General features: G+C 55.0%; 14 protein-coding genes. 7 read left to right on the forward strand and 7 right to left on the reverse strand.

Features of this window, described 5'->3' with window-relative positions; all coding sequences use genetic code 11:
• Window positions 1-4: 4 nt before the first annotated feature.
• Entirely contained in the window at window positions 5-1,264 is a 1,260-nt protein-coding gene (locus tag ABLU67_RS13395) for an MFS transporter (RefSeq protein WP_148842176.1), read from the reverse strand.
• 243 nt (window positions 1,265-1,507) lie between these two features.
• Between ABLU67_RS13395 and ABLU67_RS13400 the strand changes: the two genes are divergently transcribed.
• Window positions 1,508-3,421: a helix-turn-helix domain-containing protein gene (locus ABLU67_RS13400; protein WP_064375334.1), complete on the forward strand. Its 1,914-nt coding sequence runs from the start codon at window positions 1,508-1,510 to the stop codon at window positions 3,419-3,421.
• A gap of 81 nt (window positions 3,422-3,502) precedes the next feature.
• Here the strand turns inward: ABLU67_RS13400 and ABLU67_RS13405 are convergent, their stop codons facing one another.
• The gene (locus ABLU67_RS13405; protein ID WP_025108433.1) at window positions 3,503-4,948 is read right to left on the reverse strand and encodes an MFS transporter; all 1,446 of its coding nucleotides are present in this window, start codon (window positions 4,946-4,948) and stop codon (window positions 3,503-3,505) included.
• 182 nt (window positions 4,949-5,130) lie between these two features.
• Here ABLU67_RS13405 and ABLU67_RS13410 point away from each other — a divergent pair, with 182 nt between their 5' ends.
• The gene (locus ABLU67_RS13410; protein WP_157835624.1) at window positions 5,131-5,283 is read left to right on the forward strand and encodes a hypothetical protein; all 153 of its coding nucleotides are present in this window, start codon (window positions 5,131-5,133) and stop codon (window positions 5,281-5,283) included.
• A 61-nt stretch (window positions 5,284-5,344) separates the two neighbouring features.
• On the opposite strand, the gene ABLU67_RS13415 is transcribed toward ABLU67_RS13410, so the two are convergent.
• On the reverse strand, window positions 5,345-5,776 hold the full coding sequence (locus ABLU67_RS13415; protein WP_348852331.1) for a PTS sugar transporter subunit IIA: 432 nt from the start codon (window positions 5,774-5,776) through the stop codon (window positions 5,345-5,347).
• Entirely contained in the window at window positions 5,773-7,212 is a 1,440-nt protein-coding gene (locus ABLU67_RS13420) for a sugar porter family MFS transporter (protein ID WP_348852332.1), read from the reverse strand. The genes ABLU67_RS13415 and ABLU67_RS13420 overlap by 4 nt, the downstream gene beginning before the upstream one ends.
• A gap of 992 nt (window positions 7,213-8,204) precedes the next feature.
• Between ABLU67_RS13420 and ABLU67_RS13425 the strand changes: the two genes are divergently transcribed.
• The 3 genes from ABLU67_RS13425 (at window position 8,205) to ABLU67_RS13435 (ending at window position 12,560) form a co-directional block, all read left to right on the forward strand.
• Complete coding sequence (locus ABLU67_RS13425; protein WP_348852333.1) at window positions 8,205-11,417, forward strand: molybdopterin cofactor-binding domain-containing protein; 3,213 nt, start codon at window positions 8,205-8,207, stop codon at window positions 11,415-11,417.
• A 12-nt stretch (window positions 11,418-11,429) separates the two neighbouring features.
• Window positions 11,430-11,888, forward strand: coding sequence for a (2Fe-2S)-binding protein (locus ABLU67_RS13430; protein WP_348852334.1), 459 nt, complete (start codon window positions 11,430-11,432; stop codon window positions 11,886-11,888).
• Window positions 11,889-11,954: 66 nt separating this feature from the next.
• Window positions 11,955-12,560, forward strand: a complete 606-nt coding sequence (locus ABLU67_RS13435) for a CTP--molybdopterin cytidylyltransferase (protein ID WP_014838779.1) — start codon at window positions 11,955-11,957, stop codon at window positions 12,558-12,560.
• Window positions 12,561-12,625: 65 nt separating this feature from the next.
• On the opposite strand, the gene fdhF is transcribed toward ABLU67_RS13435, so the two are convergent.
• Both fdhF and ABLU67_RS13445 read right to left on the reverse strand, forming a co-directional pair.
• Window positions 12,626-14,773, reverse strand: coding sequence for a formate dehydrogenase subunit alpha (gene fdhF / locus ABLU67_RS13440; RefSeq protein ID WP_348852335.1), 2,148 nt, complete (start codon window positions 14,771-14,773; stop codon window positions 12,626-12,628).
• Window positions 14,774-14,909: 136 nt separating this feature from the next.
• Window positions 14,910-16,382 carry a nucleobase:cation symporter-2 family protein gene (locus ABLU67_RS13445; protein ID WP_032718844.1) on the reverse strand — a complete coding sequence of 491 codons (1,473 nt, stop codon included), beginning with the start codon at window positions 16,380-16,382 and terminating at the stop codon, window positions 14,910-14,912.
• Window positions 16,383-16,894: 512 nt separating this feature from the next.
• On the opposite strand from ABLU67_RS13445, the gene ygfT reads away from it, so the two are divergent.
• The gene (gene ygfT, locus ABLU67_RS13450) at window positions 16,895-18,835 is read left to right on the forward strand and encodes a formate-dependent uric acid utilization protein YgfT (RefSeq protein WP_049083421.1); all 1,941 of its coding nucleotides are present in this window, start codon (window positions 16,895-16,897) and stop codon (window positions 18,833-18,835) included.
• Window positions 18,832-19,308: a 4Fe-4S dicluster domain-containing protein gene (locus ABLU67_RS13455; RefSeq protein ID WP_014229768.1), complete on the forward strand. Its 477-nt coding sequence runs from the start codon at window positions 18,832-18,834 to the stop codon at window positions 19,306-19,308. Before ygfT ends, ABLU67_RS13455 begins: the two co-directional genes overlap by 4 nt.
• A 104-nt stretch (window positions 19,309-19,412) precedes the next feature.
• Here ABLU67_RS13455 and ssnA read toward each other — a convergent pair whose 3' ends face one another.
• The gene (gene ssnA, locus ABLU67_RS13460) at window positions 19,413-20,744 is read right to left on the reverse strand and encodes a putative aminohydrolase SsnA (RefSeq protein ID WP_162934476.1); all 1,332 of its coding nucleotides are present in this window, start codon (window positions 20,742-20,744) and stop codon (window positions 19,413-19,415) included.

The raw sequence follows: 20,744 nt of genomic DNA on the forward strand, positions 1-20,744 counted from the left end.
TCTTTTATTGGGATACATTAGATGTCGTTTCGGCCTGAGCCGCGCCAGTAGAATGAGTAATGGACAGTGCGATCAGGCAGGTGATGACCGCGCAGGCAATGATCGACAGGAAAGCGGTGGCGTAGTTTTGTTGGGTCAGCTTCAGTAAGTATCCGATCATAAGCGGCGATAAGAAGGAACCTATCTGCGCAATTGAGTTAATAAACCCCGTTGCGGTACCTACTGAGGCCTTTGGAAATTGTTTGATGATGGTAACGAACACGCTGATGCTGATGGCGTTAAGGAATATGTTAGATAGCGAAAGCCAGGCAAAGGCAATCGGCACGGAAGAGGCGTTAAACATCAGCCAGATGAACAGCGCTGAGACAGAAGAGCCAATCGCAATCAGGTATTTTTCGCGACCCTGAAAATACCTGTCGAGCAGCCACCCACAAAACAAAAATGAGGCAAAGCCCAGGGCCGGCGGCAGCATTGACCATGCGCCCATGGATACCATGCTCATCCCTTTGACTTTCACCCAATAGGATGGCAGCCAGGACTGCAAACCCCAGAATACAATATTGGTAAAGAAGTAGCAGGCGGCGATTTGCCATGTTAATGGGCGGCGAATAATATTCAACAAACGCTGCTTTTCGGGGATGCTACCGTGCGCTGCGGATGGCTGTGGCATCGTAACGCCAGCGGTGTCCGGGGCGCTGGAGCGCAGGACGCACCACAGGCAGAAAGCCAGAATCAGGCCAGCGATACCCAAAACAAAGAACATGATTCGCCAGTTGTACCAGGTAATCAGCGTAGATACGACCACCGAGCCAACGGCGAACCCGACCGATGCGCCAGATTGCAGAAATGATTTAGCGCGCGCCATTTTGCTTCTTTCAAACCTTTGGGCGATGACAACGGAGCTTCCTGCAGGGAAAACCGCTTCCCCCATTCCGACAAAAAAACGCGTAACTGCCAGCGTGAAAACGCTGCTTGCCATTCCGCCCATAGCGGTGGCAACGGACCACAGGGCAACCGCACCGGTTAAGATGGTTTTACTGCCCATCCGGTCAACAAGGTAGCCGCCAATAAGCTGGGTGAGCGAATAGGCAAGGAAAAAACCGCTGATGACCATACCGGTTTGTTCACTTCCCAGTCCAAAATCAGCAGAAATTGGAATGATCGCAATATTAATAGCGGCTTTATCGATAAACCCTACGACCCAACACAGAAACAATATCAGGATTATCAAATTGTTTTTATTCTTGAATGTAGCACTGAGCATAAAGTTCCCTCATAAGACATGAGATGATGTGATTTTGTCCTTGCTACCCTTACAGAAGTGATGATAAATATCTATGTGTAACTATACACTCAAGAGATGATTTTTATGTACAATCCTACATTTGATAATAATTCTGACTCATTGCGTAAATCCTTGAGTGTTGTGTCTGTACGGTATTTTCCACAGTCGAATGTGCATATTGAACATTCCGATTTACGTTACGACTCGCTAATGGCGGGAGACATGTCCGGTTTTGAAGATAAAAATGAATCGTACATATTAATTCGTGAAAGGGATGGTGATTGCATGGTGATTAATATTATTTGCCTGCATATTGAATCATTGCGTATTGCCATCCGGACGGAACGCGCGCTACTAAGTGAAGAAAATGTCAGAGTATTTCTCAGTGAAGTGAAAATACTACTTTTAACTGAAGTAATTAATTATCAAAATACGATGTTCACGAAGATTAGCGACAATACCTGGCATCTCGCCTCCGGGCTTTCGCATGAGGTTGTTACGCAGCATGTTATTGACGGCGCGCTGAAGACTATTGCATATAGCGATGCGGCAATCTTTCGTATTTATGATGATAAAAGCGACCGGCTGGTTCCGGTTGCAATGACAGGATTTAAAAATAATTATTATGATTATATTGTAGGTCTGCATGAATCAATATCCGGTAAAGTGTTTAAATCAATGCAGACGGCGGTCTTAAACTCACGGGAAGAAATTAACCACAGCTTTACGGCAAGCTCTTCCTTGCGTGATGAAATACTTAAAGATAACCCGCTGGCAACTTCGCTTATTTGCGTCCCGGTATACGATCAGTCGGCATGCTATGGCACATTGACTATGCTTTCATTTAGCCGACAGTTTGTATTTAACTCTTTAGCAAAATCGCTACTCGAAACCTATTCATCGCAGGTGGCGCTGGCCTGGCGCAATGCTCGTCTCTATGATGAACGCACGGAAAGTCTGCGGGTCGTTGAAGACCTACGCAATCAGCTGCAGGCGCAAAACACGTTGCTGAACGCGAGCGTAGATTTTTATAATTTGATGGTCTCATTGTCTATTAAATACAATAGACTAGGTGATTTTATCGCGGCGATCGCTTCACATCTCTCTTTGGATCTTAACTATCTGGATGTACTGGGAAACCAGAGTTTAAGTGAATCGCTTAGTGCATTGACGTGGAGTCACTTGCGCGCCTCTGCTGGCGAAAAAAATGTGTCGACAATCATTGTGGGCGGTAGAGACTATTGTCTGCTTCCTCTTGAAAATGAGGGGCGCTTGCTCGCCTTTTTTATCATGCGAAACCCGGACTTAAATGAACATGTATCATCGATTATCTCCAGACTAAAAGAGTTTGTGATAATGGAGATCGTCAAGCAGGCGGGTTCTGTTGCGCTGGAGAATAAAAAGAATCTGGATCTTATCGCTGAGATTATGGTGATTGGATTGACGGCAGAAAGTGAAATATCATTTGCCCGCAGGGGCATCGTTCTCCATAAATCAGTACTGTGCATTAAGCTAACAGCACCACAAGTGACCAGCGATGAAATACACTATTTGTCGACAATCAACGTTCTCACCAGAGACTTCGCATTGAAAAACGTTTTTCATTATTTTGACGCTGACGTGATAACGTTAATCATATTTGATATGAATGAGCAAAAGCTTTTCGCTCTTGAGGAAAAAGTAATCGCGCGCTATCAGCAGGACAAGCTTTATAAAGTGGGGGTGAGTTCAGTTCTGCGACGCCAGGAGGTTATCACCAGCATTAAACAAGCTAATACTGCGCTTGATGTTCTTAAAACCAGAAATAAAAGTGGCGTAATGAGTTTTCGTCATTCAGGTATTGATCGCTTGTTTATAAAACATACCCCTGAGGAACTAAAAGACTTTATCCTGGATCTGTTTTCACCTGTGCTGGAAGAGAATAACAAACCTGGTATATTGTTGGTGACGATTATCTGTTTTTTAAAAAACAGGCAGTCCGCAGTGAATACTGCAGAGGAGATGGGCATTCACGTCAATACGCTGTATCAACGGATTAAGAAGTTCGAAACGCTAACCGGTTTAAGCCTCAATAATGCAGACGAATTTATTATGATTGCCCTGACGTGCCATATGAGTCGGTTTTATCTTAGTTAAATGGTAGCCGGTAACTGATTGTAATGCATCCTGTCGTTGAGCGAGCACGCAATGAAAAGCAATCGGCTGACCGGCGTTAAGCTATTTTTTCTGTGAGACGTTGATACCCGCATTCGGCGCAAGCCGCGTCATATCATACACTCCGAGCGCAGTGATAATCGCGATGACGACAAATCCCAGGCGAAACCCCATTCCAGGAACAGTGGCGTAACCAAGATCCTCACTGAGGATGCTGCCCATGCGAATACTTAGCGCTCCCATTGTCACTCCCAGTCCGCTGGCGAGCTGAAGTGAAGTACTGAACAGCGTATTGGCTGAGCTCATCTCCTGTGACGGAACTTCAGCGAAGGCCAGTGAACTGATACCGGTGAACTGCATGGAACGGCTTAATCCGCCGAGGAACAACAGCACCAGCGTTATCAGATGCGGCGAGTCAGGCGTTAGCAGTGCGCAGAGTAACAGCGTCAATACGCAGGCGACACCGTTACCGATAAGCAGCTTACGGAAGCCAAAATAGCGAATTAGCGGCGTTGTAGCGGGTTTCATCGCCAGGTTGCCTGCAAAAACGGCCAGTACCATCGAGCCGGCTTCAAACGCGTTCATTCCGAAACCAACCTGAAACATCAGAGGCAGCATAAAGGGGGCTGAGCTAATCGTCGCACGAAGGATAAATCCTCCGCGCATGCTGATGCGAAATGAGGGGACTGAGAGCGATGACAGGCCAATCAGCGGCGTTTTACTGGTCAAAAGATGATGAATACTCCAGACCAGGGTAGCGAAGCCAACAGTAATGGTTACTGCCGCCCCGATCAGGCTAACGTTTTGTTGGCTGAGCATTTCCAGCCCTGCAACCAGGCACAGCATCGTTACGCCAGTGGCGACAAATCCTGTAAAATCAAACGGTCTGCGTTCGTTAGCCGATTGGTTTGGCATCATCTGCAATGATAGTACAATGGCGATCAGCCCCAGGGGGACGTTGAGAAAGAAGATCCAGTGCCAGCTGGCGTAGGTGGTAATAAATCCACCAAGCGGCGGCCCAATGATGGGGGCCACCAGCGCGGGCCAGGTTAGCGTGGCAATGGCCTTAATAAGCCGATCTTTCGGGGTGGTGCGCAGAACGACCAGACGTCCTACAGGAACCATCATCGCGCCGCCAATCCCCTGAAGGATACGCATCAGAACGAACTCAGTCACATTATGGGTCAGACCGCATAGCAGGGATGAAAGCGTAAAAATGCACAGTGCCAGAGTAAAGACGTTTCGTGCGCCAAAACGCTCCGCAACCCAGCCGTTGGCCGGGATCAGCACAGCCAGAGTTAATAGATAGGCGCTGATACCAATATTAAGGTCTATCGCTGTGACGCCAAACGCCTTTGCCATATCCGGCAGAGCAGTAGCAATCACCGTTCCATCAAGAAACTCCATAAAAAATGCGCTGGCAACCAGCAGCGCTAGCCCCGAAATCCTCCCTGAGCCAGAGCGTTCCTGCCGGGGCGTTTCGTCCCGCGATGAATCTGTTAAAGCCATATACCGTCCTCAGCGATTCGCTACGACGTGGTAAAGGTGTGACAAGATGGGAAGTTGTTATACCAAATAAGTAAATTTGCTGAGAACTCATTTTTAATCCCTGTTATATAAATCTTGATATTGGGCAATGAATGTACGCGTTTTATAGATACCAATCCGTTACCATCACCAGGGTAAATTATATGAATATTGATATCGGTTCAGCGCGGAAGATGATTTTGGGTGGGATGGCCCTGATAAGCGTATTTGGTTTGGTCAACGTCAGTAAAAAAGCCTGCTCGCGAGCAGGCTTTTTACAGGGATTACATGGATATACTAAGCGTTTTGACCGATGATGAATCATTGGGGTTGGCTACGACACTCAATTTCTGTTCGTATCAAATATATCCTCCACCCTCAGTTTTGTTGCAGGATCCGCAGGAAATCCTGCTTGCTGGAGATTAATGATAGCGCCTTGGCGATAACTTCATCACTAAAAATAGAAGCAACTTCTCTCAGTACATCAATATGCTCACTTTCTTTGGCAATCACGCCAATGGCAATGAACATGACATTACTTCTGTCCCAGATAACGCCATCGGGGAACTGATAAATTTCAACCCCGGTTTTAGCAATGATATTGGTTGCTGATTTAGGCAGGTGCGGCAGCGTAATGCCATTGCCTAAAAAGGTGGAGACCTGACGCTCTCTTTCAGCAAGAAACGTCACGCAATCTTCGCTGACGTACCCTCTGGACTTAAAGTCCGCGCCAATCATGGCCAGGACTTCTGCTTTATTTTTCGCCCGGCACGACAGATGGAGATTATCCTGCGTAATAGTATCGATCATAATCCGTTTTCCTTGGTGGCCGTATTGAATCCCGCTGCAGATTTATTTGCTGAAAGCTCCTCTTCCAGCTGCTCCAGCGATTTATTGGACGTTTCAGGCAGCGCCGCGATGACAAAAACAATCGCCAGGTAGTTAATCGCGGCAAAAATCAGGAATACCGGACCTAACCCGAGCTTGGCCTGCAATAATGGGAACAGATAGCTGACGATGGCGTTCATCACCCACATGAAAAATACCGATATGCCCATCGACAGTCCGCGGAACTTGAGCGGGAACAGCTCAGCCAGCACCACCCAGGTGATAAAGCCCATCGTTCCCTGCATAACGCCAACGAACATCGCGCCGAGCAGCCAGATGGCCGTGGCTTTGACGTCGCCGACCAGCGTGTAGTCTACGCCGGCAATGATAAGGTGCAGGGTAGCCATGATCGCGAACCCATAAATAATGATGGTTTTACGTTTAAAACGATCGACGAGGTACAGCACGCCAAATAGCATGCCACCGACGGAGAACACGCCATTGAGTACGTTGCAGATGAGGGAGGTTCTTTCTGAGAATCCGGCGCTGCTGAGGATCTCAGTACCGTAGTACATAATGACGTTGATCCCGGTGGTCTGCTGCAGCGCCGCCCAAATGACGCCCACCAGCAGGAGTTTGAAAATCCATGGCGTCTGGAGAATGGTGACAAAGGCGTTCTGCGAATGAAGCTTTTTGTCCGCTTCGGCCTTAATTAAGGTGGTGATATCGTTGAATTCTTTGGTTGCGCGTTCCAGAGGGCGGATTTGCTTTAATATTTCCAGCGCTTCTTCATGACGGTTTTTACTGATCAGCCAGCGCGGGCTTTCCGGCGATCGCAGCATACCGATAAACAGGCAGATGGCGGGAATGGTCTGCACCATCAGCATATAGCGCCAGACGTCGGGGAGATGGCCCCAGAGGATGCCAATAATGGCGTTGATGGCAAATGCGGCGAGCTGCCCGATAACAATGGCGACTTCGTTTAAGCCGGTTAGTTTACCGCGCATTTCGGTTGGCGCCACTTCGGAAATAAAGGTGGGGGCGGTCACCGAGGCGCCACCCACGGCATAGCCGAGGATGAAACGTGAAATAAGCAGTACGGTGATATCCGGCGCCAGAGCGGACATTAATGCGCCGATGAAAAAGATGAAGGATAAAAAGAGCAGGTACTTTCTTCTGCCAAAGAAGTCCGCGAATTTCCCCCCGAATACGCTACCTAACGCGGCGCCGATCAGCAATACGCTCATGACCAGACCTTCTGTAGTCGGGGTCAGGGCCATATATTGTTTCAGAGAGGAAAATGCGCCATTAATAACGCCGGTGTCATAACCGAATAGCAGGCCGCCAAATGTCGCAACCAGGGTTATCTGGTGTAATCGTTTTCTCTGCTGTAGGTTCAGATTCATAATAAGAGACATTTTTATACCTTTTGTTTTGATTAACGGCACGAGATAAAAACGTGTCATCCCATCCCCGTCACGGCATGCCTTTGCGCCTGGCGAAGCACGGCCGGGATGAAATGTTTTTTTGTTCTTAGTGCAACTATTTAGCGCGATTGCTATGCGCTAAATAAAACCGATCAAAGAGGTTTCTTTTTGATTAATGATGAATCATCGGTAGATGCGGGGCTGGGGCCTCCGGGGTGGTTGACGTTCAGAAAGTCCCCGGCAGCGTGAGGGTGGAAAAGGGGCGGGCCAATATAAACGGTTCGGATAAGTCCTGATCTCACTTCCTTCATTGCATCCTCCGGGGGGTTAGGATTTCTGCAGCGCCATCAAGGCGGGCAGAGTGCGTTTAGTGAGAGGTGATTATTACCGCTATAAGTGAAATAAAAATACAAACAGATCACATTTTGAAAGTTTTATTTCGATTTGGTTTTGTGGGCTATGTGTAACAGCCTTGTGTATAGAATGGCTATTTTTATAATTAATTGATATATATGGCAATTTTTAGGATTGTTTACGAGGGGCTGGCCCGGTGGCAGGAAAATGAATTGTTAAAATTATGATATATATCACATTTGTAAACAAGTTCGTTTATGAAATTTAAATTTCATTATTGCGTCTGTTTTATTTTTTATTCGAAATTGGGGGGCGTCAAAAAGCTTCATCACCTCGATACGCGTTTTGCCGCAGGGTGACGGTTGCGCTCAATGCCCGGCGGCGGCAGGAGCTGCGGATGCACCGCTGGCGTCACCCTGGAAACACAATTGAGAACCGCCAATTATCATAGTGATACGCATGCTCTCGTTTTGATAATCAGCGGCGACCTCATTCGCTTTTTATTCTTTAACCGGCCGCTATTTTTAGATGCGCCTCACATAACTCAGCCTGAAATAACCCTTTATTTATAGGTGGCATAGCCATTGCTTTAATCCGTTATCTTTCTTTTTGAGTGGAGACTGAAAAATATGGATACATTGCTAGTTGGCAGTGAGGTGCCCCGCGTAGACGGGCTCGCCAAGGTGACGGGTAAAGCGGTCTACGGCGATGACATTATTATGAACAATATGCTGTATGGCGTCTGTCGCTACGTGGATATTCCTGCCGGGCGCATCGATGCGCTCGACCTGTCGGAGGCGGAAAAAGTACCCGGCGTCGTGCGTATTGCCACCTGGAACGATATCCCCGGTCAGCGCAAGCTGGGAGCGATTGTTCCCGATCATCCGCCGATTATCGACAAGGAGATCGCCTACCGCGGCGACGTGGTTGCCGTGGTGGCGGCGGAAACCTACGAGGCAGCCTGCATCGCCGTCGATAAAATCAAAATCACCTACACCCCGTGGGAGCCGATTACCTCCCCGGAAGAGGCGATGAAGCCCGGTGCGCGCCTTATTCACAGCGAACTCGATAGCAATATCATCAACCGCCACCACACGGCGAAGGGCGATATTGATGCCGGTTTTGCCGCCTCCAGCCATATTTTTGAACGTGAGTATGAGGTGGGGTTCCAGGAGCACGGCTATATTGAGCCGGAATCGATTACCGCCTACCTGGACAATAATGAACAGATCATGACCATCGAAGGGTCGATTCAGAACGCTCACCGCACCCGGGCGGTGATTGCCAAATATCTCGACCTGCCCCAGGCGAAGGTCAACATTAAGCGCTCCGTCCTCGGCGGCTCCTTCGGCGGTAAAGATGACATTATCGATAACGTCTCCTGCCGCGCGGCGCTGCTGGTGCACCTGACCGGGCGGCCGGTTAAGATCTCCTATAACCGCGAACAGTCGATGCGCGAGAGCTACAAGCGCCATCCTTATAAGATGAAATACCGCATTGGCGTGGACGACGACGCGCGCATTCAGGCGATTAAAATCGACATTATCGCCGATGGCGGCAGCTACTGCGGCCAGACGGTGTTTGTCACCTGGCGCAGTTCCGTGCAGGCGGCGGGCCCCTACAACATTCCTAACGTACGCGTCGATCTGGTGGGCGTTTACACCAACAACAACTATACCTCGGCCTACCGCGGCTACGGCGCGCCGCAGGTCATTTTCGCCAACGAATCGCTGATGGATGACGTGGCGGGCGAACTGGGCCTGTCGCCCGTTGAGTTCCGCCTGCGCAATATTCTCAGGCAGGGCGATACCAGCATGGCCGGGCAGGTCTTCAGCGAGCATACCGTCTCCGCGCGGGAGGTGCTGGAGAAGACGCTGCTCAAGGCCGAATACGAGGCCAAACGCGAGCACTACAAAAAGCTTAACGCGGAAGGCGGCCCGATCCGCTACGGGATTGGCTTCGCGCTGAGCCATCGCGGCTGCTCTCTGGGGGCCGAGGGGCTGGATGCGTCCTCGGCGCTGATTCAGGTGAATGCCGACGCCAGCGTGAACATCTCCACCTCGGTATCCGAGAACGGGCAGGGGCTGCAGACCACCATGTCGCTGCTGGCGGCGGAAGCCTTTGGTATTGGGCTCGACCGGGTGATGTTTAGCGAACCGGCCACCGCGATGATCGCCGACGGCGGCTCAACGGTCGCTTCGCGCGGTACCCTGATGGGCGGGCAGGCGATTCTGAGCGCGGCGAACAAAATTAAACAACGCATGGCGGACGCCGTCAGGGAAACGCTGAAAGCGCAGAGCATCGACGATATCGCCTGGCAAAATGGCAAAGTGTTTAACCGCCACAGCCCGGAGCTGAGCCTCAGCTTCCAGCAGGTGTGCGATATGACCCGGGCTACCGGGGCAAACCTCTCCGCCTACGGCTGGCACGTGGCGCCGAATATTCACTGGGATGAAGAGAAGGGCTGCGGCAGCCCCTATTTCACCTGGGTGTACGGCTGCCAGCTGGCCGACGTGGCGGTGGATATGCGCACCGGCAAAATCACCGTCAATAACGTCGTCGCCACCCACGATGTCGGTAAAGTCATTAACCCGGTTGGTTTTAGCGGCCAGGTCTACGGCGGCGTACTGCAGGGGATGATCGGCTACGGCATGCTCGAGGATTTCAACACCGAGCACGGCGTGGTGAAATCGGAAAACTTCGATACCTATCTGCTGCCGACCATCAAGGATATGCCGCACATCGATATCATTGCGGTGGAAAACTACGATAAAGCGGGCCCGATGGGGGCGAAAGTTATCGGCGAACCGGTACTTGAACTGGGCGCTGCGGCTCTCAATAACGCGGTGAGCTTCGCCATCGACCGCCCCAACCGGACCCTGCCGCTGACCCTGGAGCAGGTTCGCCTGGGTTATAACCTCAAGAAGCCGGAGCGCCAGAGCGAGCAGATGCTGGAGTCTGGCGATAAGAAACAGGTTCACCGCCTCAACACCCTGTCGCTGAGCGTCCCGCAAACCCTGAAACAGGCCCTGACGCTGATGGCCGAGAAGGGGGCAATGCCTATTGCCGGCGGCACCGATGTGCTGGTGCAGGCCCGGATGCTGTCCGGCGAGGTGCCGCTCGTCAACATTGCCGGACTGGCGGAGCTGAAAGAGATTTTTGACGTTGAGGGCGGGATCTCCATTGGCTCCGGCGTCTGCTTTACCGATCTGGTTAAGCATCCGTTGATTCAGCAGCGCTATCCGCTACTGGTCACTGCCTGTAAAACCGTCGGCTCCCTGCAGCTGCGCAACCGGGCAACGATCGGCGGCAATATCGTCAACGCCGCCCCGTGCGCGGACTCCATGCCGCCGCTCATTATCTACGACGCGGAAGTAGAGCTGCGCAGCGCGCGCGGAACGCGCCGGATGCCGGTCAGCGAATTTGTCGTGGGCGGCTATCGCACCCTTCTTGAGCCCGATGAGCTGGTTGTCCGCTTTATCCTGCCGGCGCCGACGCAGCAGCCGCTGATCAATCGCTATCTGCAGCTTGGCCGGCGCAATGCGTTGAACATTACGCGCCAGAGCTTAACCGGGCAGTTTATGGTCGATAAGGGCGTGGTTCGCCTGTGTCGTCTGGTGGATGGTGCGCTGATGGCCAAACCGCAGCGGTTGACTGAGGTTGAGCAGGCGCTCACCGGGAAGGCGTTAGACGCCGCCGCCATTGACTATGCGGCCGGGGTACTGCACGACAAGGTAGAAAAAGCCATCGGCGGACGCTGGTCTGCGCCTTATAAAGTCCCCGTATTTATCGATATGTTCCGGCAGATGCTGCAGGAAGTTATGACAGAGCAGAAAAAATAAGGAGCCATGAACATGAACCATATTGAGCTAAAAGTGAATGGCATCCGCATTGCCCGCGATGTAAAAGACAATGTCCGCCTGATCGATTTTCTGCGCGAGGAGCTGAAGCTCACCGGCACCAAAGAGGGCTGCTCGGTGGGCGAGTGCGGAGCCTGCACCGTGATTATGGACGGCAAATCGGTCTGCTCCTGCCTGCTGCTGGCCGCCCAGTGCAGCGGGACGGAGGTCACTACCGTCGAAGCGCTGCATCACGATCCGGTCGGTAAAAAATTGCAGAACGCCTTTATTCGTCACGGCGGCGTTCAGTGCGGCTTCTGCACGCCCGGCGTGTTGATGAGCGCCAAGGCGCTGCTGGATGCCAACCCGGCCCCCAGCGACGATGAGCTGAAAGAGGCGCTGGAGGGGAATATCTGCCGCTGTACGGGTTATCAGCCGATCATTACCTCGATTAAAGCGGTGCTGAAATCCTGATCGCCGCAAGCGCCGCCGTCGCCAGCCGACGGCGGCGTTGTATTCGGCTTCAGGGGGAGGATGACGATGAGCAAAAAAATGGATAAACAGTGCGTTATGCTGGCCGCCGGGCTCTCCAGCCGGATGGGCAAATGGAAAATGATGATGCCGTGGGGCGAGGGAACGATTCTCGATAGCGCCCTTGCCAGCGCCCTGGCGTTCTGCGATCGGGTGGTGCTGGTGACGGGGTTTCGCGGCGACGAACTGGCCGCGTGCTATCGGGATCATCCGGGCGTTGAGGTGGTCTTTAACCCGCAATATCAGGACGGTATGTTCTCTTCTATTCAGTGCGGGGTAGGCCATATTCGCGCTTCGCGCTTCTTTCTGGCGCTGGGCGATATGCCGGAGGTCACGCCGGGCGTCTACCGCCGGCTGTGGGCCAACGCCGACGCCGGGAGCTGCATTATACCGGCCTACGATCGCGGTAAAGGCCATCCGGTTCTTCTGCCCCAGCGGGCGATTTCTCTGATTCGTCGCGCGCCGCAAGGGGCCACCCTGCGGGACGTTATCGGTCAGATGGCGGCGCGCGTTATCCCCGTGGCGAATCAGGGGATTCACTGGGATGTTGACACTCCGCAGCAGTATCTTGAGGTCGCGCGCCGCTGCCGCAAAGATCTGGCCGCCGTCGGTTAGCGCTAGCGCAGGGAAGAAGAAAAGACAATATCGCCCCGGGGCGCACAGCGCCGGGGCGATATTTTTTACCCCGCGGCGCTTTCGCGCAGACGGGCTTTCAACTGGCTGTATTCCTCACTGACGTACCGTTCGGCGGCGCGCTGATCGGCAATACGCTCAACGTTAACGGCGCAGTACTTGTACTCCGGGGTTTTGGTTATCGGGCTGAGATTCTCGGTGACCAGCTCGTTGCAGGCGCCAATCCACCACTGATAGGTCATGTAGACCGCCCCTTTATTCGGCCTGTCGCTGATTTTCGCCCGGGAAATCACCTTGCCTTTGCGCGAGTTAACCCACACCAGCTCTTCGTCCTCAATGCCGAGCCGCTTGGCGTCGGCGGTGTTGATCTGGATGTAGCCCGGTTCGTCCGCCAGTTTGGCCAGCGCAGCGCAGTTGCCGGTCATCGAACGGCAGGAGTAGTGGCCCACTTCGCGCACCGTGGAGAGCACCAGCGGATAGGCATCGCTCAGCTTATCGACCGGCGCCTGCCATTCGCAGGTGAAGAACTGCGCCAGCCCGTTCGGCGTGGAGAACCGTTCCGCAAACAGATACGAAGTGCCCTGGTCCGCCTCCGACTCGTCGCGGCACGGCCACTGCACGTAGCCCAGTTCACCCATCTTCTCGTAGGTCGCGCCGAAGAAGTTGGGGCACAGATGGCGGAGTTCATCCCAGATCTGCTGCGTGTTGTCGTACTTCATTGGATACCCCATCCGGGTGGCGATTTCGCAGATGATTTGCCAGTCGGTCTTCAGATCCCACTTCGGCTCCACCGCCTTGAAAAAGCGCTGGAAGCCGCGATCCGCTGCGGTATAGACGCCCTCATGCTCGCCCCACGAGGTCGAGGGCAGAATCACATCGGCCGCCGCGGCGGTTTTGGTCATAAAGATATCCTGGACGATAACCAGCTCCATCTCTTCGAAGGCCTGACGTACGGCGGAAAGCTCGGCGTCGGTCTGGAGCGGATCTTCCCCCATAATGTACGCCGCCCGCACTTCGCCGTGCGCCACGCGGTGCGGCAGCTCGCTGATGCGGTAGCCAGGGTTCTCCGGCAGGCTCTCAACGCCCCAGGCGTTGGCGAACTTCTCCCGGTTTTCCGGGAATTTCACGTACTGATAGCCGGGATAGGTGTCCGGCAGCGCGCCCATATCGCAGGCGCCCTGGACGTTGTTCTGGCCGCGCACCGGATTGACGCCGACGTGCGGTTTCCCCAGATTACCGGTGAGGATCGCCAGGCTGGTCAGGGAACGCACCGTTTCGACGCCCTGCCAGAACTGGGTTACGCCCATTCCCCACAGAATCATGGCGTTTCCGGCGCTGGCGTACAGCCGCGCGCATTCGCGAATCTGCCTGGCGCTGATGCGGGTGATGGCTTCCACCGACTCCGGCGTATAGCCTTCGACGATGTTGCGATACGCTTCGAAGCCTTCGGAACGCCCGGCGACGAAGGATTTATCGTAGAGATCTTCTTCGATAATCACCTGCCCGATGGCGTTGAGCAGCGCAATGTTGGAGCCGTTTTTCAGCGCCAGATGCAGGTCGGCGATGCGCGCGGTTTCGATTTTACGCGGATCGCAGACGATGATTTTGGCCCCGTTGCGTTTGGCATTGAGGATGTGATTCGCCACGATCGGGTGCGAATCCGCCGGGTTATAGCCGAAAATAAACACCAGATCGGTATTATCGATCTCGGTGATGGCATTACTCATCGCGCCGTTGCCGACCGACTGGTGCAGACCTGCAACCGAAGGGCCGTGTCAGACGCGTGCGCAGCAGTCGACGTTATTGGTACCAATAACGGCGCGCGCAAATTTTTGCATGATGTAGTTGGTTTCATTGCCGGTGGCGCGCGAAGATCCGGTGGTCTGAATCGCATCCGGCCCGTACTTCGCTTTTATGTCGCTGAGGCGGTTTGCCACGTAATCGAGCGCTTCCTCCCAGGAGACGGACTCCAGCTTACCGCCGCGCCGGCGACGGATCATCGGCGTTTTCAGGCGCGGCGTGAGGATCTGCGGGTCGTCAATAAAATCCCAGCCGTAGTAGCCCTTCAGGCACAGGGTGCCCTGATTATTTTTCCCCATCGCAGCGTCGGCGCGGGTAATTTTTCCCTCTTCTACCGTGAGCTGCATTTTGCAGCCGGAGGCGCAGTAGGGGCAGACGGTCGTGACTCTTTTCATAGCAGTGGTCCTTAAACTTAGAACAGCAGGGCATAGCTAAAGCGGCCGTTCAGGCCCTGCGCGATACCCTGCTGCACGACGGGAATCGCCAGCAGCAGCAGGGTGATCAAGGCAAACAGGAGTCTGGTGAGCATCATTACCCCTCCTGCGCTTCTTCAGGCTGTCTCTCCTTCTGAACTTTGCGCAGCAGGAGCCACATTCTGACGGTTCTGACGGCCATGTTGCGCGCCGCCGAGCTTGGCGGGGCCGGATCGGGGACCGGCGTTTCGTGGTTAACGCGGAAGGGCACGCTGCCGTTGAGGGTGAGGTTGGCGACGATAGCCGTCAGGGTGCCAATCGTAATCCCGCTGTGCAGAAACAGCTGAACCATCGGCGGAAACTGGGTAAACAGATTGGGCACCAGCACCGGCATCATGCCGAGGCCGAGCGTTAATGCCACCACCATACCGTTATTATTGTTACGGTAGTTGACCTGTCCCAGGGTACGAATACCGGACACCGCCACCATACCGAACATGACAATGCCCGCGCCGCCGAGGATCGGTTTCGGTATCAGCACCACCAGCGCCGCCATCCTCGAGAACACGCCCATCAGAATCAGAATGATGCCGGAGACCGACACCACAAAACGGCTGCGCACCCCGGTTAAACCGATCAGGCCGACGTTCTGCGCGAAGGCGGCGTAGGGAAACAGATTGAAGAAGCCGCAGATAGTGGTCGCGATACCGCAGGTGTTGAGGCCGTTGCGCAGCATCTTCGCGTCCACCTTTTTCCCGACGATATCCCCGGTGGCCATCATCGAGGACATGGTTTCCACCATCACCACCACCATCACCATCGACAGCAGGGCGACGGGGATAATATGAAATTCAGGTTTGGCGAAGGGCATCAGGGTCGGCAGATGGAGCCAGGGGGTGGCGTGGACGAGGCTAAAGTCGAGAGGCTTAAAGCAGCTCCAGAGTACGGTGCCGATGATAAGACCGATCAGCACCGACGTGTTTTTCACGACGCCGGAGGCAAAGGTGTAAATATTGAGAATAATCACCAGCGTGATTGCCGCCATCAGCAGCGAGAAGGGGGCGCCAAAGCCGCTCATTTCGCTGCTCCCGCCGCCAATCCACCCGCCTGCCACCGGCATAATAGACATGCCGATAAGCGTGACGATGCTGCCCATCACCACCTTGGGAAAGAAGCGGATGAGCTTGCTAATCCACGGCGCGCAGCAGAGGATAAAAATACCGGACACGATCACCGCCCCGGAAATACCGCCGATCCCGTACTCCTTACCGATCAACACCATCGGGATCAGCGCGGCGAAGGTACAGCCCTGGATAAGCGGTAGCCGACAGCCGAGCCACTTACCGACCCCCAGCGACTGCACGATGGTGGCCGCGCCGCAGATAAACAGGTCGGCGCTGATCAGTAAAATAATGTGCTCCGGCGGGAGCCCTACCGCATTACCCACAACGAGCGGAACCGCCACGGCGCCCGCGTACATCACCAGCACGTGCTGTAGCCCATAAAGAATCATTTGCGTAACGGGTAATATTTCATCGACCGGTGCGGTCGAGCTCCCGTTTTGTGAGGCGGAATTGGCGATATCTTTCATGAAGTTGTTATCTCCTGTACGACTTCACTCTGTATAAACATGAACAGAGCCGAAGTTACGATTCGAAGGCCGCTGCCTCCCTGAGCCGATGCGTTCATCAGCGTGTTGCGCGCACGAGAAGTAATATGCGTAAGCTGTGCCAAAAATAAGCGCCTGGAGAATTGAAGGAGAATTGTGTGAAATAACTCACGAGAAAAAGGCGGGAATATCGACGCGCTGCGAAACTTCTCAAATAAATCTCGTGGTGAATAAACGCGCGCTATCACATTGAGACAGGGAGCGTCTCATTTTGGTATCACGCGCGATACGTTGAATTATCAACATGATTAAACCCTGAGCGCGGAGAATAATTTTTGTTCAGCGAGAGCGGATATATATCGCGCCGCTAAGTGGGAGTGGGCCTGTTTTTTTGAGACGGCTCGCAAAAATAAGCACCATATGAATACCCTGAACAAAAGCGCCTGATTATTGCATTGCTTCCCGGTGAGTCCTGGAATAATAAAGGGAAGCAAATGAATAAATTTATTGTTGCCGATTCTGCAAACTGTATTGGCTGCCACGCCTGTGAAGTGGCCTGCGTCACCTCTCATCGCCAGGACAGCTGGCCCCGGCAGCGCAGCGACTTTCTGCCGCGCATTCGGGTGTTCTTCCACCGCCACGCCAGCAGCGCGACGACCTGCCGCCACTGCAACGACGCGCCCTGCGTCGGCTCCTGTCCGACCCAGGCGCTGCGCGTGGCGAACGACAGCGTTCAGTTTACAGAGGCGCTGTGCATCGGCTGTAAAAACTGCGTCATCGCCTGTCCCTTTGGGGCCATTGAGATGGTGGCCAACGATGACGACGCGCCGCAGCTGGCGCAGAAATGCGATCTTTGCAGCCAGCATCCTTCCGGTCAGCAGGCGTGCGTGGCCAGCTGTCCAACCCAGGCGCTGCAACTGATGGATGAGGCCGCCGTTAACCGGCTGCGTAGCGCGCGGCAGATTCGCTCCACGCTGGAAACCCCGCTGGGCGCCGTTCGCGGCGCCAGACGCAGCGCGATACTCAATAAACCTCCGCGGGTGGGCGCGAAAAAAGTGCCCGCCGATGATCGCATGCAGCACTTCGGCGAAATCTATCAGCCGCTGAGCGAGTGCGATGCGGAGTATGAGAGCGAACGCTGTCTCTACTGCGCGCAGAAAGCGTGGTGTAACTGGACCTGTCCTTTACATAATCATATTCCCGATTTCATCCGCCTGGTGAGCGAGGGCAAGATTATCGAGGCGGCGGAGCTGTGCCATCAGAGCAGCTCCCTGCCGGAGATTTGCGGCCGCGTCTGTCCGCAGGACAGGCTGTGCGAAGGGGCCTGCACCTTAAAGAACGAAGGCGGCTCGGTCGCCATTGGCAACCTTGAGCGCTATATCACCGATACCGCCCTGGCGATGGGCTGGCGACCGACAATCGGCAAAGTGGCCCCGCGCCCGGAACGGGTGGCGGTGATTGGCGCCGGGCCCGCCGGACTGGGCTGCGCCGATATTCTCGTGCGCGCGGGCGTGCACGTTGACGTGTTCGATCGCCATCCGGAAATCGGCGGCCTGCTGACCTTCGGTATTCCGCCGTTCAAGCTGGATAAAAACGTGCTTGAGAAGCGACGCGACATTTTTAGCGCCATGGGCGTCAATTTTCATCTCAACCAGGAGGTGGGGCGCGACGTGGCTTTTGCCGATCTGGTGAAAAACTATGACGCCGTCTTCCTTGGCGTGGGCACCTACGGTCTGATGGCCGCCGGCCTGGAGGGAGAGAACGCCCCCGGCGTGATTCAGGCCCTGCCGTTCCTGATTGCCAGCACCCGCGAGGTGATGGGGCTCGAAGAGAGCCCTGAGTATCCGCTGACCGATATTAAGGGGAAACGGGTGGTAGTGCTTGGCGGGGGAGATACGGCGATGGACTGCCTGCGCACCGCCGTTCGCCGCGGCGCAGCGAGCGTGACCTGCGCCTACCGTCGCGATGAGCTGAGCATGCCCGGGTCGAAAAAAGAGGTGGTGAACGCGCGGGAGGAGGGGGTGAAATTTGAGTTTAACGTGCAGCCGCAGCGCATTCAGCTCAACCGCAAGGGGCAGGTCTGCGCGGTGGAGATGATCCGCACGAAGATGGGCGAGCCGGGACCGGACGGCCGCCGCCGGCCGCAGCCGATCCCGGATTCCGGGTTTGAACTTAAAGCCGATGTGCTCATTATGGCGTTTGGCTTTCAGGCTCACGAGATGCCTTGGCTGCGCGGCCACGGGATAAAGCTGGACCGCTGGGGGCAGATAGTGACCGGCGGCAAAGGGCGCGGAACGACGCAAACCAGCCATGACAAAATCTTTGCCGGCGGCGATGCCGTGACCGGCGCGGACCTGGTGGTCACCGCCATGGTTGCCGGGCGGCAGGCGGCCAGCGAGATGTTGATGCAATTCACGGCCCGGGAGGAGATATGACTCGTTTTATCGTTGCCAGTTCGCAGGCCTGCATCGGCTGCAGGACCTGTGAGGTAGCCTGTGCGCTGGAACACGTGGCGCCGGGGGCGGAGTTTCATCCCCGCCTGAAGGTGATGCGCCTCGACGAGCTTAGCGTGCCGGTGATGTGTCATCAGTGCGAGAATGCGCCCTGCGTGGGCGCCTGCCCGACCGGGGCGCTGAGCATGGGGGCGGAGAAAGTGGAGGCCGACGGCGGGCGCTGCATTGGCTGCCAGAGCTGCGTGGTCGCCTGCCCGTTTGGGGCGATTACCATTGAGGTAGAGGCCGGTGTGACGCCGGTTATCGTTAAGTGCGATCTTTGCGGCACCCGGGAGCGCGGCCCCGCCTGCGTTGATGTCTGCCCGACGGCGGCACTGAGTATCATGACCGAAGAGCAGCTCAGCGCGCTGCAAAAGCAGCGCAATATCGCCACCGCCGCGCTGCTGTCGCTCTAAACCTTGCGCCCGGCGGCGAGGAAGCTGCCGGGCAATTTCATACGCCCGCGTTCTGTCAGCAAAAAAAACCGGCCTGCCAGGCCGGTTTAGCGTTTTTACGCGGGCTACGCGGGGAGCGCATCCATTCGCGCCCACATTTTTTTCGCCACTTTCTGCGCTTCGCGGAATATCGGCCCGCAGTCGAAGCTGAACTGGCGATCCTCGTAGATCATCACGCCGTTCACCATGACGCTGCGCACGCTGTTTGCCCCCAGGCCGAAGGCGATATGTCCGGCGATGTTTTCCGCGATAAGCGGCGTCGGCGCCATATAGTCGCAAATGGTGAGGTCCGCTTTATAGCCCGCCTCAAGGCGGCCAAAGCGGGCGTTGAAGTTGCGATTCAACAGTTCATTGCCGTTGCTCAGCGCCTTCGCGAAGCTGTCCGGCCACAGCGGCCCGCCGGCGTCGCGGTGTTTAAAGAAGGCAAACTTCATCTCCTCGAACATGTCGGAACCGATGCCGTCGGTGCCGAGCGCCAGATTGCGCATCTGCGGCAGGCGGGGGTTGTAGCCGACGTGGTTGTTCATGTTGGAGCGGGCGTTGTGCACCAGGAAGCCGTCCTGCGCGTTGAGCAGCTCGACGTCGGCATCGGAGATGTACAGGCCGTGGGCAATCAGCGTCTTACTGTTGATAAGGTCGAACTCCGCCAGCCGCACCAGCAGGTCCTTACCGTAAAGGTGATGGCTGTGAGAGACATCGTAGCGGTCTTCCGCCGCGTGGATATGCAGGCCGCGGCCGGTGGCTTTTAGCGCTTCGCGCAGCATCGCCAGACCCTCATCCGGAACGGTGAACGGCGCATGGGCGCCGATATGGGCCTCGACCAGATAAGGCTGGTCGCCCTTTTCGCGCGCGGCGTCGATCTCTCTGGCGAAGCGAATGTTCTCCTCAACGCTGTCGCGCAGCTCGCGGCTGCCAAAGTTACGGTCGGTGGTTTCGAAGCAGGTCATCCCGCGCAGCCCGATTTTGAGGAAGGCGTTGCGCAGCTGGCTCAGGGAGCCCGCGATATAGTGGGGCGACGCATGATGATCGACAACCGCCGTGCAGCCGCTGCGCACGGCCTCCATGGCGCAGATCAGCCCGCTGTAGTAGAGCGACTCTTCATCCAGCGCCCGGTCAAGGCGCCACCACAGGTTTTTCAGCGTGGAGATAAAGTCCGGGCTGGGGGCGATATTGGCCTGAATCCCCCGGGACAGGCCGGAATAAAAGTGATTGTGGGAGCAGACCATGCCGGGCATCACCAGCTGCCCGCGCATCTCTTTCACCTGCGCCTGCGGATAGCGCTGGCACAGGCCGGGGCCGACAGCGAGAATTTTATCGCTCTCAATGGCGATATCGACGTTCTCCCACACTTTCGCCGGATAGATCTGCGCGGCGGTGGCATTTTTCAGGATCAGGAT

Source organism: Klebsiella sp. GN_Kp190, assembly GCF_040061795.1.
GTDB classification, from domain to species: Bacteria; Pseudomonadota; Gammaproteobacteria; order Enterobacterales; family Enterobacteriaceae; genus Klebsiella; species Klebsiella michiganensis.

What these genes read in the sequence shown, in the direction of transcription:
- ABLU67_RS13395 (WP_148842176.1), bottom strand. Translation starts at nt 1,264, where the DNA reads ATGCTCAGTGCTACATTCAAGAATAAAAACAATTTGATAATCCTGATA.
- ABLU67_RS13400 (WP_064375334.1), top strand. Translation starts at nt 1,508, where the DNA reads ATGTCCGGTTTTGAAGATAAAAATGAATCGTACATATTAATTCGTGAA.
- ABLU67_RS13405 (WP_025108433.1), bottom strand. Translation starts at nt 4,948, where the DNA reads ATGGCTTTAACAGATTCATCGCGGGACGAAACGCCCCGGCAGGAACGC.
- ABLU67_RS13410 (WP_157835624.1), top strand. Translation starts at nt 5,131, where the DNA reads ATGAATATTGATATCGGTTCAGCGCGGAAGATGATTTTGGGTGGGATG.
- ABLU67_RS13415 (WP_348852331.1), bottom strand. Translation starts at nt 5,776, where the DNA reads ATGATCGATACTATTACGCAGGATAATCTCCATCTGTCGTGCCGGGCG.
- ABLU67_RS13420 (WP_348852332.1), bottom strand. Translation starts at nt 7,212, where the DNA reads ATGTCTCTTATTATGAATCTGAACCTACAGCAGAGAAAACGATTACAC.
- ABLU67_RS13425 (WP_348852333.1), top strand. Translation starts at nt 8,205, where the DNA reads ATGGATACATTGCTAGTTGGCAGTGAGGTGCCCCGCGTAGACGGGCTC.
- ABLU67_RS13430 (WP_348852334.1), top strand. Translation starts at nt 11,430, where the DNA reads ATGAACCATATTGAGCTAAAAGTGAATGGCATCCGCATTGCCCGCGAT.
- ABLU67_RS13435 (WP_014838779.1), top strand. Translation starts at nt 11,955, where the DNA reads ATGAGCAAAAAAATGGATAAACAGTGCGTTATGCTGGCCGCCGGGCTC.
- ABLU67_RS13445 (WP_032718844.1), bottom strand. Translation starts at nt 16,382, where the DNA reads ATGAAAGATATCGCCAATTCCGCCTCACAAAACGGGAGCTCGACCGCA.
- ygfT (WP_049083421.1), top strand. Translation starts at nt 16,895, where the DNA reads ATGAATAAATTTATTGTTGCCGATTCTGCAAACTGTATTGGCTGCCAC.
- ABLU67_RS13455 (WP_014229768.1), top strand. Translation starts at nt 18,832, where the DNA reads ATGACTCGTTTTATCGTTGCCAGTTCGCAGGCCTGCATCGGCTGCAGG.